This is a genomic window from Saccharopolyspora sp. NPDC045839, from assembly GCF_056431645.1.
Map to the genome: position 1 here is coordinate 1 of NZ_JBWKKH010000062.1, position 15,840 is coordinate 15,840.

Sequence of the window (15,840 nt, forward strand, 5' to 3'; positions counted from 1 at the left end):
AGCACTCATCGCCCTGGCCATGCTCGCCCTCGGCGGCCAGCCCCCAACCCTCCCCGGACGCGCCTGAACACCCACGGACCAGTCACAAGAGCCCAATTTCAATGGAAATCGAAGGTCCGATTTCCATTGAAATTGCAGAAACAGAACCAGGATTCCGCGATACGAGAGGGTAGGCAGCGGGGCGCCTGGCGGCCATCCGGCCGGAGGCGCCCCTCTTCCGGCCCGATTCTTTAACTGACCACTCAGTTAATTTGCTAGCCTGGTGGCATGGCACGAACAGTCGACCCGGAACGCTCCGCAGCGCGGCGCAAGGCGATCACGCAGGCGGCCGCGACGTTGTTCGCGGAGCGGGGCTTCGAGAACACGTCCGCGGCGGAGATCGCGAAGGCCGCGGGCGTCAGCTCGGGGAGCGTCTTCTACTACTTCGCCGACAAGCGCGCCGTGTTCCGCTCGGTGTTCGAACAGGACCTGCCCGCGTCCCGCGAGCTGGTGCGGCGGTGCACCGCGGGCGAGGACCCGGTGGCGTCGATCCTGACGATGGTGGACGAGCTGGCGGTCGAGGCGATGGATCCGATCGCCCCCGGCCTCCTCGTCGAAATCCTGCGGCAGGCCGGCAAGGACCCCGAGTTGGCGCAGGTCATCGGCCAGAACGCGGCGATCTTGCGCGCGGGGTTCGCGGAACTCGTCGAGCGCGGCATCCGCACCGGAGCCATCGATCCGGCACTGGATCCGGATGAGACGGCGGAGGCGATCGAGGTCGTCATCGACGGCGCCTTCGTCAACGCCGACCCCGACCGCGACCCGCGGCCGATGCTGCGCCGGATCGTCGCGAAGTTGCTCTCCCACCCGTGCGAACTCGCTGGAGAACCCGCATGACCACCACCGAAACCTCCGTGACCCTCCGCATGTCCAACGCCGTGCTGTGGCTGCTCGGAATCGGCTGCGGCGCCGCGGGCTTCGGCCTGGGGTTCCTCGTCAAACCGGTCGTGGAGTGGATCGTCGACGCCGTGGGCGATGCGCCCGGCCCGCTGCGGCTGGCCGCCGCCCTGCCGACCGTCTGGGCGGTGCCCGTCCTCACCCTCGTCGGCCTCCTGATCGGCGCCTGGCTGGCGAGCACGGCGCAGAAGGAAACCCTGGTGCTGACGGTCAACTCGGCGTGCGTCGGCCTGCGGCAGGACGGGGCCGACCGCCACATCCCGCGCGATGCGATCGGCTCGGTGTTCCTGGACGGCAAGGAACTGGTGTTCCTCGACGCGCGGACGAAGCAGATCGCCCGCCACCAGGCCTCCGACCTCGCCAAGACCGCCGTGCGCACCACCTTCGAACGCTTCGGCTACCCGTGGGCGGGCATGAGCGATCCGCACGAGCAGGAGTTCCAGCGCTGGACGGACGGGCAGCCGGGCCTCGACGAGCACGCCAACGGGCTGCTGCGCGCCCGCGCCCGGGCGCTGACCGACAAGCAAGCGGGCGCGGCGGCGGACCTGGCCGACCAGCTCCAGGCGGCGGGCGTGGTGCTCCGCGACCGCGACAATGCCCAGCAGTACCGCCAGATCCGCTGATCAGGGTCACATCGGACGGATCACGCCGGACCGGACCAGGTCGTCGTAGTTCGCGACGATCTCCTGCTGCACGATTTCGGGCGTGAGCTCCTCCGGCCCGTACTTCTCGTGCAGGTCGATGCCGAACTGCACCGCGGCCTGGTCCGTCGGGTCGGTCCGGTCCTGCGTGCCGTAGTCGGCGACGTTCGCGCCGGCGTGCAGCTCGTCCTCGCTGAACCCCGCCTCCAACCCGACGTAGCCGTAGTGGATGTTCGACCACGTGTCGTACCGGATCTCGCCGGGCACCCCGGGAATGGGCGTGTACGTGTTGTCCTCGACGGTCCTGGTGAGGATTCTCGACTTGTGGTCCCATTCCCCATCAGGCCGCACCAGGTAGGCCCATTCCAGTAGGGCTGCCGCCTTAAGGCCCGGCAGAACATTCCCGATCCGGTTCATCCCCTGCAGGTCGAGAACCCTGGAATCCTTGGAGTTGTCGACCATCTCGTCGGTCATGTACTCCACGATGTCGCCGAACTCCCCGAACGCGTCCCCGGGTTTGCGCTGGCTGGTCACACCGGAATCGAGGTTCTCGACGGCCTGGGTGGCGTCCGTCATGATCTCCCGGACCTTGATGGCCACGTGCGCAGCGAACGAGCCGAGCCGCTCCCGCATCTTCGGAAGCGCTCCGTACGCTTCGCTGTTGCTCCAGATGAGTTGGCTGATCTTGTTCTTGGTGTCCTCGACGATGTTCGCGAACGAGGTGACGTGGTTGCTCTGCTGCACGCAACTCAGCCGCACCACACCGGTCGCGGCAACGATGCGGCCGACATCCGTGGCGAACACCTGCCCCGCCGAGTCCGGCCACGCTTCGCCGAACTCGCCGGAATGGACGGGCGGCGTGGTGAACGCCAGCGAGGCGTCGCGCCAGGATCCGGCGAGGTCGCGCATGCGGTCCTGGTCGGTTTCGGGCCACCACCAGAACTCGGCATCCGTCGATTTCACGGCGTTCCAGAGTCCGTTCGGATCGGCCGGTTCCGGGATGAACACGATGCCTCCTATCGAGGAAAGCAGCCGGCGGCGTCCTGTTGGGCGAGGAAGTAGAGCGCCACCGCGTCCGTGCCGTTCTTCCCCTGCGTCAGCCACCGCCCCGGCAACGGATCTGCCAGCGCGAGAACGGATTCCCGGGCCGGGCCGTACTCGCTCCGGAACGCACTCCCCAGCGGATCGCGGCCGATGCGCGACTCGCTCGCCTCGATCGCCGCCCGGTGCCGGTTCCACCCGGTCTGCACGTCCTCGCCGACCGCGGTGAGCACCCGGGACAGGTGCTCGAAGTCCTCGGGCTTCATGTGAATGCAGTGGGGATCCGCCATGTTCGACAGCGTGAACCGCCGGACGGCCCGGTGCGGGCAACTGACCGCTTCCGGCCAGGGCCGCGAATGATCGGGCGATCACCCGCGGGATGAACCCCGAACTCCCCGACGCGGCGCGGCGGTCCGCAACCACAGGTTTCAGCCGCCGCCCACGACGCAGGTCTCGACTGATCAGGAACCGGCATCAGCGACAATGGTGCGATGACCGCGACGCTGAGCAAGCCCGCCCTCAAGATCGGCCCTTACGAGGTCGATCCGCCGGTGGTGCTCGCGCCGATGGCCGGCATCACCAACGTCGCCTTCCGGCGGCTCTGCCGGGAGTACGGCGCCGGGCTGTACGTCTGCGAGATGATCACCAGCCGCGCGCTGGTCGAACGGCATCCGAAGACGCTCGAGATGATCACGTTCGACGCGGACGAGCACCCCCGCTCCATGCAGCTCTACGGCGTCGACCCGGTGACCATGGGCAAGGCCGTGCAGATGATCGTCGACGAGAACCTCGCCGACCACGTCGACATGAACTTCGGCTGCCCCGTGCCGAAGGTCACCCGCAAGGGCGGCGGTTCCGCCCTGCCGTACAAGCGGCGGCTGTTCGCCGAGATCGTCTCGGCCGCGGTCCGCGCCGCGGAACCGGCGGGCGTCCCGGTGACGGTGAAGTTCCGCATCGGCATCGACGACGACCACATCACCTACCTCGACGCGGGCCGCCTCGCCGAGGAGAACGGCGCCGCGGCCGTCGCGCTGCACGGCCGCACCGCGGCCCAGCGCTACTCCGGCACCGCCGACTGGACCGCCATCGCGCGGCTCAAGGAGCACGTCAGGACGATCCCGGTGCTGGGCAACGGCGACATCTTCAGCGCCGACGACGCGCTCCGGATGATGGCCGAGACGGGCTGCGACGGCGTGGTGGTCGGCCGCGGCTGCCTCGGCCGACCGTGGCTGTTCCGCGACCTGCAGGCCGCGTTCGCCGGCCGGCCGATCCCGCCCGGGCCGAAGCTGGGCGAGGTCGCCGCCGTGCTCCGGCGGCACGCCGAGCTGCTCGCCGACCACATGGGCGAGGAGAAGGGCCTGCGCGACCTGCGCAAGCACATGGCGCAGTACCTGCGCGGTTTCCCCGTCGGCTCCGATCTGCGCCACCAGTTCGGCCTGGTGTCCGGCCTCGCCCAGCTCGACGACCTGCTCGCCGGGCTCGACCCGGACGTGCCGTTCCCGGCCGACGGCGAGGGCCCGCGCGGCCGCCAGGGATCGGCGGGCAAGGTCGTGCTCCCGGAGGGCTGGCTGGACGACCCGGAGGACGCCACCGTGCCGGTCGGCGCGGAGATCGACAGCAGCGGCGGCTGAGTGGCCGCGCAGCGCACCACGACCCGCGATTCCGTTGCGGCGCGCCGAATTCGCCACCGATCGGTTTTCCTCGTCGGCGTGTCGGCGCTGCTTTTCGCGGCCGGATGTGCCCAGCCGCCAACCGAATCCGAGTCGCTGCGACTGTCCGAGCAGTACTTCGCGGAGAACAACTCCGCCGCGGCGCAAGGACCCCGAGCGCAACAGGAGTTCTTCCGCCGCACGCAACACCCCGATTTCCAGGACCAGACCTGCGATCTCGGAACGATCACGGTCGAACTCGACCCGGCATTGTCGACGCTGCGGCCGGACCCGGGTTTCGCCCCGGACGGCGCCAAGCCGCGCGGCGAGATCTGGGTCGTCGGAGTCGAGGTGACCACCAGGTCGGCGGGCAGCACCACCGGCCACCAGATCGGTTCGCAACACCTGGTGCTGATGGACGGCCGAATGCACGGATTCGCGCCTTGTCCAAGCTGATAATTGTTGCGCGCTCAAGCGCTGTAACGCGAAGGACGGGCGAAACCGATGAACTTGCGATGTGGTGATCAGAAACACACACTGGTCTGCTCGTCCGTGCGGGTGGGTCCGATCCGTTTCGCTTCCACACACACCCCTCCGCCCGGTACACATCCAAGGCAGCTGCAGATTCACGCGGCGCTCGCCAATTCGGACCAGGCCAGGGTCAGCCGGTCGAGCGAATTAGGGCGGTGCGCGAGTCAGAGCAGCTCAAGCGATCCGTCCCACCCGACGACACCACGGACGGGAGGTGAGTGCGATGACCGGGCTGCGCAACGGTTTCTCCGGGCCGGAGCCACTGCGTGACGACGATCCGCCCACCGTGCTGCCTCCTGGCAGGCGCTCCCGGCAGGACCTGGCCAACGGGACCGGGATGGCCGAGCTGCACGAATCGATCGCGAACCTGCTCGCGTCGCGCGGCCAGTGGCGGCAGGCGTACCACCACCTGCGGTCGGCGCTGGACCTGAAGTCCACCGCGGACGCACCACGGGTGCCGGAGCAGCTGCGGCACGAGGTCAACCGGCTGCGCCGCGAGCACGCCGAGGCCCGCGAGCAGAGCCTGCGGGACAGCCTGACCGCCAGCTACAACCGCCGCTACCTCGACGAACGACTGGCCGACCTGCTGGCCGACCACGTCGGCACCGACCACGGACTGGCCGTGGCGCTGGTCGACCTGGACTGGTTCAAGCAGGTCAACGACACCTACGGGCACCTGCTCGGTGACCGGGTGCTGCAGCGCGTCGTGGACCTGCTGCAGGAGGTGCTGCCGACCGGAGCGTTCTGCGCCCGCTACGGCGGCGAGGAGTTCGTCCTGGTGCTGCCGAACATCGAACCCGCGGCGGCCGTCGCGGTGTGCGAAACAGCCCGCTCCCGGGTGGAGCGGTTCCCGTGGGCGCAGATGGCACCTGGGCTGCGGGTGACGGTCAGCGCCGGCGTGGCGCACGAGCACACCACGGCCGATTCCGCGCCGGTGTCGGCCGAACAGCAGCTGCTCAGCGCGGATGCTCTGCTCTACGCCGCGAAGCAGTCGGGGCGCAACGCGGTCGCGTACCGGACCGGAGCGGAAGTCCGTTTGGCCGGAATTGCGGCGGGACGGCGCGGCGCCGCGGCTCGGCGGGTCGCCGGTTACTGATCGCGATCACGCAAAAGCACAGGGTGTATTCGAGAAACGTTTACCCCGGTCAACCTGCATAGCACAGTTGGCCGTATTCGACGAGGTCCAGGGCATGATCGTGCACTGATTGTGAAGAAATTGTCGCCCACTATCGTCAATTCGGGCGATCGGCCGTACTATCTCGTAGGCGCCGACCGATACACGTCGGGGGGTATCGAGCGCGTCGGCAGTAGTCGCAGACCGTTGGCTTTCGCAGGTGGGAGGGAAAACGCGTGCCGCAAGACCCCCGGCATGGCGAATTCGGGCACCGGCGTTCCCGCCCCGACGAGGACGTCGCCGACAACGCCACCGCCGCTTCGACCGGTCGACGCAGGCGCGCATTGAGCGACGACGGCACGGGTGGCACCCGCGTCATCGACCTGCTCTCCAAGCACGGCAAGGCCCCGGGCAACGGCTCCAACCACCGGCGCGCCGCCGAGCCGGAACTCCCGCAAGCACCCCAGGCACCGCAGCCGCCGCAGGCGTCGAAACCGCGCCGCGCCGCGCGACCGCCCCAGAACATCCCGCCGGGCCCGGCGGAGCAGTCGGACCCGCGCGGCTGGACCGCGCCGGAGGGCGCGTCACGCCGCTCCCGTCCCGCGCCGCCGCCGAACCCCGGCACCCCGCCCGCCACGCCGCCGCCCGGCTGGGCGCCGCCTGCGGCGGGCTCCCACGCCCCCCAGGCCACGAACGGCGAGCCCCGCCAGGGCCGCCGCCGCGCGCGCTCTGAGGGCCCCGCGCGGCCCGCCGACGGCCCTCCGGGCCGCGCTCGCCCGAACCTCGGCGGTGCCGCCGCAGCGTTCGCCGGCGGAGCCGCCGCGCGCAACGGCGCCCCAGCCGACCTCCCGACGCGCAACGGCGCCCCTGCAGAACCTCCTGCCGGCCGCAACGGCGCACCGGTCGAGCCGCCCGCCGGACGCAACGGCGCCCCCGCCGAGCCGCCCGCCGGACGCAACGGCGCACCGGTCGAACGGCCGGGTCGCAACGGCGCCCCCGCAGAGCCCCCGGCCCGCAACGGCGTGCCGGAGCGGCCCGTCGGCAACGTCGCTCCGCTCGAGCCGCCCATGCGCGGCGGAGCCCCCGGCCAGCCGCCCGCCCGCAACGGCGCACCCGCCGAGCCGCCCGCGGCCGAGCCGACCCGAATAACCCAGGCGCTGACCGGCGAGGCCGCCCCCGCGCCTGCCAAGCCGCCGCGCCGCGCGCCGCGCCCTGCCGCGGGCCGCCCGGTGCCGCCGCCGGTGAACGAGGACCTGGAAGCCACCACCCAGCACCCGGCCGTGCCCGCGGGCCCGCCGCAGGCCGAGAAGACCGCGATGGTCGCGCGCCCCAAGCGGGACGACAAGACCACCATCGCCAGGCCCGTGGCGCCGCCGGCCTCGGACGCCGAGGAGACGGCGATCGTCGCGCCCGCCGAGCTCGACGGCCTCGACGACTTCGATGACCTGGACGACGTCGACGACCTCGAGGACGCCGACGAGCCCGGCGAGACGGGCGAGGAGCGCAAGAACGACATCAAGGAGATCGACGCCACGCTGGCGCGGTTCTCCGCGGTCCACGACGAGATCGCCGCCGAGGAAGAAGCCCGGCGCAAGAAGTACTCGTGGCTGCTGGGCAAGCGCCGCGAGCCGGAGCTCGGCACCGACATCCCGTTCGACTTCGTCGAGGGACGCGACGGCCAGTCCCGGATGGAGTGGAAGAAGAAGCAGCGCAAGCGCCGCACGAACCTGATCGTGATGGCGGTGGCGATGGCCGCGTCGCTGACGGTGTTCCTGACCCTCGGCATCGCCTGGGGCGCCACGACGCTCTGGGGCCCGCCGTCGGTCCAGGCGCTGGACCCGAACTCGGACTCCATCAAGGAGATCGCGAAGCAGACCGGCGACCAGAACTTCCTGCTGGTCGGCTCGGACACCCGGGCGGGCGCCACCGCCGAGGACGGCGTGGGCAGCGAGCAGGACGAGCCCGGGGCGCGCTCGGACACCACGATCATCGCCCACATCCCGGCCGACCGGAGCCGGGTCGTGCTGGTGTCGTTCCCGCGCGACCTCAAGGTCGACCGGCCCACCTGCGAGCGCTGGGACGCGACGACCGGCAAGTACACCGGCGAGCAGGTTCCGGCGGACAAGGGCGTGCGGCTGAACTCGGCCTACGCCGTCGGGGGCCCGCTGTGCACGACGAAGGTCATCCAGCAGATCTCCGGCCTGCGCGTGAACAGCTTCCTGGGCATCGACTTCCAGGGCTTCAAGTCCATGGTGGACGCGGTGCAGGGCGTCGAGATCTGCACCGAGAAGCCGATCATCGACTCCACGCTCGGCACCGTGCTGCCCCAGGCCGGCCAGCAGACCCTCACCGGTGAGCAGGCGCTGAACTACGTGCGCGCCCGGCACGTCAAGGGCGACCCGACCTCGGACTACGGCCGGATGCAGCGCCAGCAGCTGTTCCTGTCGGCGCTGCTGCGCAAGACGATGTCCAGCCAGGTGCTGCTCGATCCGGGCAAGCTGGGCGACTTCGTCAAGGCGGTCAGCGCGAACACCTTCGGCGAGAACATCGGCGTCGACCGGCTGATGGACCTGGGCCAGCAGATGCAGGGCCTGGACGCCAGCCGGGTGACCTTCATCACCGTGCCCACGACCGGCTACGCCGACGAGCAGGGCATGGAGGTGCTGCGGGAGGGCGACACCAAGTCGCTGTTCCAGGCGATCCTCGACGACGCCCCGATCATGTCGGGCAACGGCGGGCCCGCGGCCGTCACCGCCACGCCCAGCGGCGGGGGTGCCGCGGCGGCGAACGGCCTGGTGCTGCAGCAGCCCGCGGACCCGAACCAGCCGCCGGCCGTGCCGGACGGGCTGTCCACGGTGAACGCCGGAACGGACCTCTGCGGCTGAACCGCTCCAAGCCGCGAGTACGGGTTCATCACGGCCCGTTCACCGTCGGTTCACCACAGGGCATTCTGTCCGATTCCGGCTGGAAGTACCCTGGTTGTCATGCGTGAGGTTTACCAGGAACAGCTCGGCGTGCTGGCCGATGAACTCGCTTCGATGTCGACCATGGTCGGCACCGCCATGGAGCGCGCCACGAAGGCTCTCCTGGAGGCCGACCTGTCGCTCGCCGAGCAAGTCCTCGACGAGGACGTGCAGGTGGACGAGGCGCGGGCCCGCGTCGAGGAGCACGCCTTCGGCCTGCTGGCGCTGCAGGCGCCGGTGGCCGGCGACCTGCGCACGGTCATCTCCGCCATCCACGCCGCCGAAGACCTGGAGCGGATGGGCGACCTGGCGCTGCACGTGGCCAAGACCGCGCGCCGCCGTCACCCGAACGCCGTGCTGCCGCAGGACGTGCAACCGTACTTCGCCGAGATGGGCCGGATCGCCGTCAAGCTGGCCGGCCGGGTCCGCACCGTGATCCGCACGCAGGACGTCGAGGCCGCGCGCGGGCTCGAAGAGGACGACGACGAGATGGACGACCTCCACCGCCACCTCTTCACCGTGCTGATGAGCCCGGAGTGGTCGCACGGGGTGGCGGCCGCGGTGGACGTCACGCTGCTGGGCCGGTTCTACGAGCGCTTCGCCGACCACGCCGTCTCGGTGGCCCGCCGAGTGGTGTTCGTCGTGACCGGAAAGATGCCGACCGGCTGAGCCGTCGTCGCAGGTCACGAGCCACTTGGCCGGGAAAGTATTAATACTCGGTCTCAGTACTCGATGTTGCGATCGTCGTGTGCGATGCTCGTTCGGGTGAGAAGGTTCCGAACAGCTTCCGGCGGGGTGCCCGGTGCGTAAGAGTCCGACCGTGCACCGACGGCGGCTGGGCAGCGAGTTGCGGCGACTGCGCGAATCCGCCGGACGCACGCACCGCGAAGTCGCCGCCCACCTGGACTGCTCCCAGGGCAAGATCAGCCAGATCGAACTCGGCCGGGTGCCGGTGCGCACCTCCGACGTGCGGCTGATGGCCGAGTTCTACGGCGCCACGACCGACCAGCTCTCGACGCTGGTGGACCTCGCGCAGGACTCCAAGCAGCGCGGCTGGTGGCAGCAGTACCCGAGCACCGCGCAGCGGCCCGGCCTGCAGACCTACCTCGGCCTGGAGACCTCGTCGAAGGCGGTCAGCTGCTACGGCTCGGATCCGCTGCCGGAGCTGCTGCAGACCGCCGAGTACAGCCGGGCCCTGCTGACCGCCGGCGCGCAGCCCTACGAGGCGGACGAGCTGCAGGAGCGGCTGACGGTGATCTCCACCCGGCAGCAGCGGCTGCTCGGGGAGAGCCCGCTGGAGCTGTGGGCGGTGCTCGACGAGGCGGCGCTGCGGCGCGCCGTCGGCGGCCCCTCGGTGATGCGCCAGCAGCTGGAGCACCTGGTGCTGCTGGGGTACCGGCGCAACGTCACGATCCAGGTGCTGCCGTTCCGCACCGGCGGGCATCCGCTGATGGGCGACCGGATCGCGGTGTTCTCCTTCCCGGACGACGCCGACCCGCAGGTCGTGCACCTGGGCGACTCGGCGAACTCCCGGTTCCTGGACAAGCCCGAGGACACGGCGGACTACCTCAAGTCCTTCGAGCAGGTCTGCACCCGGGCCCTGAACCCCAAGGACTCCAGCGCCTTCATCTCGGCCATCGCCGACGAATCCCCGGGTTGACCCACGTTCGGTTTCCGCTGGTCAAATGCCGTGTGCTAGACCACCCACCGCACGTTCGGGCCACTGCCAGCGCCAAAAGGCGCAGTGCAGCCGCCAACACTCGGGCCTTTGCGTCGACGTCGCTTGCCGCAGCTGGGACACTGAGTCAGTGCAGAACTTTGCAGGTTCTGCACCTGCCAGCCAGGAAAGGAGCCGAGCCGTGAGTCTCGCGCACGCCGTCCCTGCAGCGCTCGGGCCGCACACCGTGTCCGAGTGGCACGAGATGCCACAGCCCGGCAATGGGCGGCGGTTGGAGCTTCTGGCAGGCTGGTTGATCATGTCCCCTGCCCCGACCCGCCGGCACCAGCGCATCGGCGATCTCGTGCGCACCGTTCTCGAGGACACTTTCCCCGAGAACCTGGCGGTCACCGCCGCTGCGGTCGACGTTTCCACGCCCCGGCGCGACGGGCTCATCCCGGACGTCATGCTCATGACCCACGACACCGACGACGACCCGGCACGAGCCGAAGACGTGCTCCTGGTCGTCGAAGTCTGGTCGGACGGCAATACCGCGCGGGAGCGGGTGGAAAAGCGCCATGCCTACGCAACCGCGGGCATTCCGTTCCTGTGGGAGATCACCTTCGACGCCACCACTGCCGAACTCGTCGGCCAACGCAACGACCACGGCCGATGGCTCGAACTCGACCGCCTCCCGCTGGGGCCTGACTCGATCGCGGTGACCGCCGCGCCGAAACCCCTCACGCTCGTGCTGACCTGAGCCGGCCCGGCACAGCGGCCGATGCCCGCGGAACGCCCCGGCTTCCGGCGATCCGCACGAGGGCATGGGTGTCTATTGTGGTCTGTTCGGGAGACTCGATCGCCTAGTTTCCGGGTAGCGGAATCGCGGCGCGAAAAGGATCGTGCAGGTCCGGGTCGTGGCGGACGAGCTCGTTCTCGAAATTCTCCCAGCCCGCGCGGCGAACGAAAGCGGCTTCCTCTCGGGTGATGGGAATGAGCCAGGCGATCACGACCTCCACCCCGCTCTCAATGTTGGCGGTGGCAAAACCGTCGTCGTGGTACGTCGGCATTGCGACGTAGAAGGCTTCGACCGCACTGCCGGGAAGGAGCGGGCCGCGCGGACCGATGACATCGCCGCGGAGCAGCGCTTCGTCCTCCCTGATCAGTTCGAGCCCGACCTGCTCAAGAATGCCCGGGTACGGACCGTCGGCGAACTCCGCCTTGATGGACATGAAGAGTTCCTGGTGGATGATGCGGCCGGAGGTGCGGGAGATGAGGTCGGTTTGACTCAGCCCGACAGTGGCGTAGCTGTCGATGCCAGGTGCCGGCCCGTCTCCCAGGTAAGCCACCTTGAACGGCATCGGCCGCCCGTCTTCGTTGTGGCTCCACCCGCACCTGATCCGGCCGAGCCGGCTTTCCAGGTGTTCGATGAGCTTCATCCATTCCTCCAAATCGAACCTGCCCCGGTGCATCATCCGACTTGCCCGGTCGCGATTTCGGGGAAATCAGGTCATTCGCCTGGATCTGAGGAAGTCCGCTGTGGTCTGGTCCGCCGGGAAGAAGGACTCGATGGCCAGTTCCGCGACCGTCACGTCCAGCGGGGTGCCGAAGACCGTCGTCATGCTGAGCAGCGACAGCTCCCGGTCGCCGTGGCGGAGGCGCAGCGGCACCACGACATCGCTCGCCCCCGGTAGCTCGACCTCCGGTTCCGGCTGGTCGCACGGGTAGTCGCGGAGCTCCGCGAGCAGCTCGGCCAGCGCCGGGTCCGCGGTCGCCGCGGCCTGGCGGCGCAGCCGGCCGAGGACGTGGGCGCGCCACTCGCCGAGGTTGGCGATGTTCGGCGCCACGCCCTCGGGGTGCAGGCTCAGCCGGAGGACGTTCACCGGCGGTACCAGCAGGTCCGCGGCCGTGCCTTCGAGGAGCAGCTCGACGCTGGCGTTGCTCTCGACCAGCTGCCACGCCCGGTCGACGACCAGCGCCGGGTACGGCTCGTGCCCGGCGAGCACCTGTCGCAGCGCCGCTCGCACGGCCGCCAGCTCCGGAACGTCCAGGCCGCTCGCCGGGTAGGCCGGGGCGTAGCCGCCCGCCAGCAGCAGGCTGTTGCGCTCCCGCAACGGCACGTCGAGCCGTTCGCTGAGCCGCAGGATCATCTCCTTGGTGGGCTTCGACCGGCCGGTCTCGACGAAGCTGAGGTGTCGCGTCGAGATGTCGGCGTCCAGCGAGAGCTGCAGCTGGCTCAGCCTCCGCCGCTCGCGCCATTCCCGGAGCAGCACGCCCACCTGGCGCTGTTTCACCGTTGTCACACCACGACATTAGCCACCGGCGCCATTACTTCCCGGGTAATCGACGCGATGACTTCCACGCCGCACAGTGGTGCTCACCGAACCGCAGAACGGAAGGGTTTCCACCATGAACGAGCTCCTCGACCGCTACCTCGCCACCTGGAACGAGCGGGACGCCGACAAGCGCCGCGCGATGGTCGACGAACTCTGGGCCGACGGCGGCACCTACACCGACCCGCTGGCCGACGTGCGGGGCCGGGAGGCCATCGACGCGACGATCGCGGCGGTGCAGGCCCAGTTCCCGGACTTCGCGTTCCGCCCGGGCGAGGTCTTCGACGCCCACCACGACATCGCCCGCTTCACCTGGGAGCTCGGCCCGGCGGACGGCGAAGCCGTGGTGATCGGCTTCGACGTCGCTGTCCTCGACGAGAACGCCCGGATCCGGGCGGTGCACGGCTTCCTCGACAAGGTCCCGGCGATGTGATGCCCCAGTCGTGAGTGGCTGTGGCCGCTCCGGCGACCATTGCCACTCACGACATCAGGTTCAGCGCCGCCACTAGCCGCCGGGTCCGCCGCTGCTCCTCGTCAGTCCCGAAGGGCGCCGCGATGAGCTCGGTGGCTCCCGCCGCCGCGTAGCGGCGCAGCGCGCGTTCCACCGCCGCGTCGTCGCCGATGACGGCGACGTCCTCCGGGCCCGCGAGACCTTGGCGGTCCAGCACCGCCCGGTAGGCGGGCAGTTCACCGGCGATCGCGAGTTGCGCGGCGAACCGTTCGCGAGCGTCGTCCACATCGGACACCACCGACACCGAGACCATCGCGACGACGCGCGGTTGTGCCGCAACCGCCCGGATCGTCGGCACGATGTGCTCGTCGAGCGCCCGCGGCCCGGCCCAGACCGTGATCGTGCCGTCCGCGAGCTCGCCCGCGATCCGCAGCATCGCCGGCCCCAGCGCCGACACCAGGAGCGACGGCGGCTCGGCGCCCGGGACCTCGACCTGCCCGGCCGCCCGCAGCGTCGCGCCGCGGAAGTCGACGGCTTCGCCGCGCAGCAGCGGCCCCAGCGCCGCCAGGTACTCCCGGACGTGCCGCGCGGGTTTGTCGTAGGAGTAGCCGAACTGGTCCTCGACGATCACCCGGTGGCTCGGCCCGATGCCGAGGTCGAGCCGGCCGCCGCTGATCGCCTGCACCGTGAGCGCCTGACCGGCGAGCATCAGCGGATGGCGCGGATAGGTGGGCACGACCGCGGTGCCGAGCCGGATGCCCGGCACCTCCGCCCCGATCACGGCCAGCGAGGTCAGCACGTCCCACGAGGCGTGCTGGCCCAGCCAGAAGCTCCCGAAACCGTCGGCCGCGGCGTCGCGAACCACCGCCATCAGTTCGCCGTGCGAGAGCTCCCGCTCGTCGACGCAAAGCCCGATCCGCACGTCAGCCCCTCACGTCCAGCACGGCCTTGCCTGAAACCCGTCGCTGCAGCAGCGCTTCGGCGGCCTCGTCGAGGCGTTCCCACGAGCCTCGCCAGCCGACCTCCGGCGAGATCCGGCCCGCCGCCAGCAGATCGGCCAATGTGGACAGATCTTCGGCGGGCGCGGCGACGTCGCCGAAGGTGTTCAGCGACTTCGACGGCCCGACCGCGAAGATCGAGTAGGGCTCGAAGACCGCCGGTTCGCCGGAGGTCCAGCCGATGTTCTGCACGCTCCCGCCCAGCTTGACCAGCTTCCAGGCGTCGACCAGCAGCTGCCCGCCGACGTTGTCCAGCACCAGGTCGACCGGCCGCACGCCGGCCAGGTCGGACACCACCTCGTGCGCGCCCAGCTCCGCCAGGCCGTCCTGCCGGTTCGCCTGCGCGATGACGTGCGCGCCGCCGATCGCGGCGAGCTGCACGGCGAAGCGCCCGACGCCGCCGGAAGCCCCCGTGATCAGGACGCGCTTGCCGAGGATCGGCGCGGTCCGCAGCGTGCGCAGCGCGGTCAGGCCCGCCATCGGCAGCGCCGCCGCTTCGGCCAGGTCCACCGCCGCCGGAACCTCCGCCACCGCGTCGGCGCTCACCGCCATGCGCTCTGCCCAGGCGCCCGCGCCGAAGGCGATCACCCGCGCCCCGACCGGCGGGCTCCCCTCCGCCGCCCGCACGACGACGCCCGCGGCGTCGTAGCCGTGCACGGTGCCCGGGGCGAGCCGCCCGGCGAAGGCGATCTCGCCGTGGTTGAGCGAGATGTGGTGGACGTCGAGCAGCACCTGTCCGTGCTCCGGCTCCGGGACCTCGGCAAGGCGCAACTTCGCGGGTGCCGCCGGATCGGCGACGAGTGCTCGCATGTTCCCTCCGAACAATAACCGGACCGTCGGTCCGCTTAATCGACGGTAGCATAGGCGGACCGACGGTCCGGTTCTTCAGGAGGGGATGTGCCGAAGCAGGAGCGAGCCGACGCGGCGCGCAACCGCCAGGCGGTGCTGGAAGCGGCCGAGCGGCTGCTGGCGGAGCGCGGCCACGTCTCGCTCGACGAGGTCGCGGCCGAGGCCGGGGTCGGCAAGGGCACGGTGTTCCGCCGCTTCGGCAGCCGTGCGGGCCTGATCAGGGAAATCCTGGAGGAGCGCTCCCGGGCGCTGCGCGAGAACGTCACCAGCGGGCCGCCGCCGCTGGGCCCGGGCGCGCCGCCCCGCGAGCGGCTGATGGCGTTCCTGGCGGAGCTGACCGGCATCGGCGAGCAGAACGCCTCGCTCCTGTCGGCGCACGAAGCGGCCTGCGCCGACCACAAGCACGAAGACCCCAGCTACCGCTTCTGGGCCCAGCACATCGCGGACCTGATCACGGCGGAGCGCCCGGACCTGGACGCGGACTTCCTGAGCCACGCGATCCTGGCGACCTTCGACGCCGACCTGATCCGCCACATGCGGACCCGCGGCCCCGGCGCCTTCACGCACGCGGTCCGATCCATGGCCACCGCGCTGCTCGTGAGCTCGTGAGCGAAGACTCCGGTTCCTACCGGCATATCCACTCACGACCCGAGGTCTCCGGGCGGCGATTTCGCGCG

Annotated in this window: 17 protein-coding genes; 11 read left to right on the forward strand and 6 right to left on the reverse strand. The window is 70.5% G+C overall.

Annotated features, from left to right (window positions below; translation table 11 throughout):
- Nucleotides 1-267: 267 nt before the first annotated feature.
- Both AC07EQ_RS42345 and AC07EQ_RS42350 read left to right on the forward strand, forming a co-directional pair.
- Nucleotides 268-876, forward strand: coding sequence for a TetR/AcrR family transcriptional regulator (locus AC07EQ_RS42345; protein WP_478393427.1), 609 nt, complete (start codon nt 268-270; stop codon nt 874-876).
- Nucleotides 873-1,559 (forward strand): YqeB family protein, encoded by a 687-nt coding sequence (locus tag AC07EQ_RS42350; protein ID WP_478393428.1) that lies wholly within the window; start codon nt 873-875, stop codon nt 1,557-1,559. Before AC07EQ_RS42345 ends, AC07EQ_RS42350 begins: the two co-directional genes overlap by 4 nt.
- A 6-nt stretch (nt 1,560-1,565) precedes the next feature.
- Here the strand turns inward: AC07EQ_RS42350 and AC07EQ_RS42355 are convergent, their stop codons facing one another.
- Together AC07EQ_RS42355 and AC07EQ_RS42360 are read right to left on the reverse strand one after the other, a co-directional pair.
- Nucleotides 1,566-2,585, reverse strand: coding sequence for a WXG100-like domain-containing protein (locus AC07EQ_RS42355; RefSeq protein WP_478393429.1), 1,020 nt, complete (start codon nt 2,583-2,585; stop codon nt 1,566-1,568).
- An 8-nt stretch (nt 2,586-2,593) separates the two neighbouring features.
- Nucleotides 2,594-2,908 carry a hypothetical protein gene (locus AC07EQ_RS42360; protein WP_478393430.1) on the reverse strand — a complete coding sequence of 105 codons (315 nt, stop codon included), beginning with the start codon at nt 2,906-2,908 and terminating at the stop codon, nt 2,594-2,596.
- Between the two features lie 201 nt (nt 2,909-3,109).
- On the opposite strand from AC07EQ_RS42360, the gene dusB reads away from it, so the two are divergent.
- From dusB to AC07EQ_RS42395, 7 genes are all read left to right on the forward strand, one after another.
- The gene (gene dusB / locus AC07EQ_RS42365) at nt 3,110-4,249 is read left to right on the forward strand and encodes a tRNA dihydrouridine synthase DusB (RefSeq protein ID WP_478393431.1); all 1,140 of its coding nucleotides are present in this window, start codon (nt 3,110-3,112) and stop codon (nt 4,247-4,249) included.
- A gap of 78 nt (nt 4,250-4,327) precedes the next feature.
- Nucleotides 4,328-4,723, forward strand: a complete 396-nt coding sequence (locus AC07EQ_RS42370; protein ID WP_478393432.1) for a hypothetical protein — start codon at nt 4,328-4,330, stop codon at nt 4,721-4,723.
- 298 nt (nt 4,724-5,021) lie between these two features.
- On the forward strand, nt 5,022-5,894 hold the full coding sequence (locus AC07EQ_RS42375) for a GGDEF domain-containing protein (protein WP_478393433.1): 873 nt from the start codon (nt 5,022-5,024) through the stop codon (nt 5,892-5,894).
- A gap of 254 nt (nt 5,895-6,148) precedes the next feature.
- On the forward strand, nt 6,149-8,797 hold the full coding sequence (locus AC07EQ_RS42380) for an LCP family protein (RefSeq protein WP_478393434.1): 2,649 nt from the start codon (nt 6,149-6,151) through the stop codon (nt 8,795-8,797).
- A 99-nt stretch (nt 8,798-8,896) separates the two neighbouring features.
- Nucleotides 8,897-9,544, forward strand: coding sequence for a phosphate signaling complex protein PhoU (gene phoU, locus AC07EQ_RS42385; RefSeq protein ID WP_132482228.1), 648 nt, complete (start codon nt 8,897-8,899; stop codon nt 9,542-9,544).
- Between the two features lie 133 nt (nt 9,545-9,677).
- Nucleotides 9,678-10,535, forward strand: a complete 858-nt coding sequence (locus tag AC07EQ_RS42390) for a helix-turn-helix domain-containing protein (protein WP_478393435.1) — start codon at nt 9,678-9,680, stop codon at nt 10,533-10,535.
- A 262-nt stretch (nt 10,536-10,797) separates the two neighbouring features.
- Complete coding sequence (locus AC07EQ_RS42395; protein WP_478393455.1) at nt 10,798-11,292, forward strand: Uma2 family endonuclease; 495 nt, start codon at nt 10,798-10,800, stop codon at nt 11,290-11,292.
- Between the two features lie 103 nt (nt 11,293-11,395).
- Here the strand turns inward: AC07EQ_RS42395 and AC07EQ_RS42400 are convergent, their stop codons facing one another.
- Together AC07EQ_RS42400 and AC07EQ_RS42405 are read right to left on the reverse strand one after the other, a co-directional pair.
- Nucleotides 11,396-11,971, reverse strand: coding sequence for a suppressor of fused domain protein (locus tag AC07EQ_RS42400; protein ID WP_478393436.1), 576 nt, complete (start codon nt 11,969-11,971; stop codon nt 11,396-11,398).
- A 66-nt stretch (nt 11,972-12,037) separates the two neighbouring features.
- On the reverse strand, nt 12,038-12,835 hold the full coding sequence (locus tag AC07EQ_RS42405; protein WP_478393437.1) for a helix-turn-helix domain-containing protein: 798 nt from the start codon (nt 12,833-12,835) through the stop codon (nt 12,038-12,040).
- Between the two features lie 106 nt (nt 12,836-12,941).
- Here AC07EQ_RS42405 and AC07EQ_RS42410 point away from each other — a divergent pair, with 106 nt between their 5' ends.
- The gene (locus AC07EQ_RS42410) at nt 12,942-13,298 is read left to right on the forward strand and encodes a nuclear transport factor 2 family protein (RefSeq protein ID WP_478393438.1); all 357 of its coding nucleotides are present in this window, start codon (nt 12,942-12,944) and stop codon (nt 13,296-13,298) included.
- A 46-nt stretch (nt 13,299-13,344) separates the two neighbouring features.
- Here AC07EQ_RS42410 and AC07EQ_RS42415 read toward each other — a convergent pair whose 3' ends face one another.
- Both AC07EQ_RS42415 and AC07EQ_RS42420 read right to left on the reverse strand, forming a co-directional pair.
- Entirely contained in the window at nt 13,345-14,238 is an 894-nt protein-coding gene (locus tag AC07EQ_RS42415) for a TIGR03564 family F420-dependent LLM class oxidoreductase (RefSeq protein WP_478393439.1), read from the reverse strand.
- A 1-nt stretch (nt 14,239) separates the two neighbouring features.
- Entirely contained in the window at nt 14,240-15,124 is an 885-nt protein-coding gene (locus AC07EQ_RS42420; protein WP_478393440.1) for a zinc-binding dehydrogenase, read from the reverse strand.
- Between the two features lie 87 nt (nt 15,125-15,211).
- Here AC07EQ_RS42420 and AC07EQ_RS42425 point away from each other — a divergent pair, with 87 nt between their 5' ends.
- On the forward strand, nt 15,212-15,772 hold the full coding sequence (locus tag AC07EQ_RS42425) for a TetR/AcrR family transcriptional regulator (protein ID WP_478393441.1): 561 nt from the start codon (nt 15,212-15,214) through the stop codon (nt 15,770-15,772).
- Nucleotides 15,773-15,840: the final 68 nt, after the last annotated feature.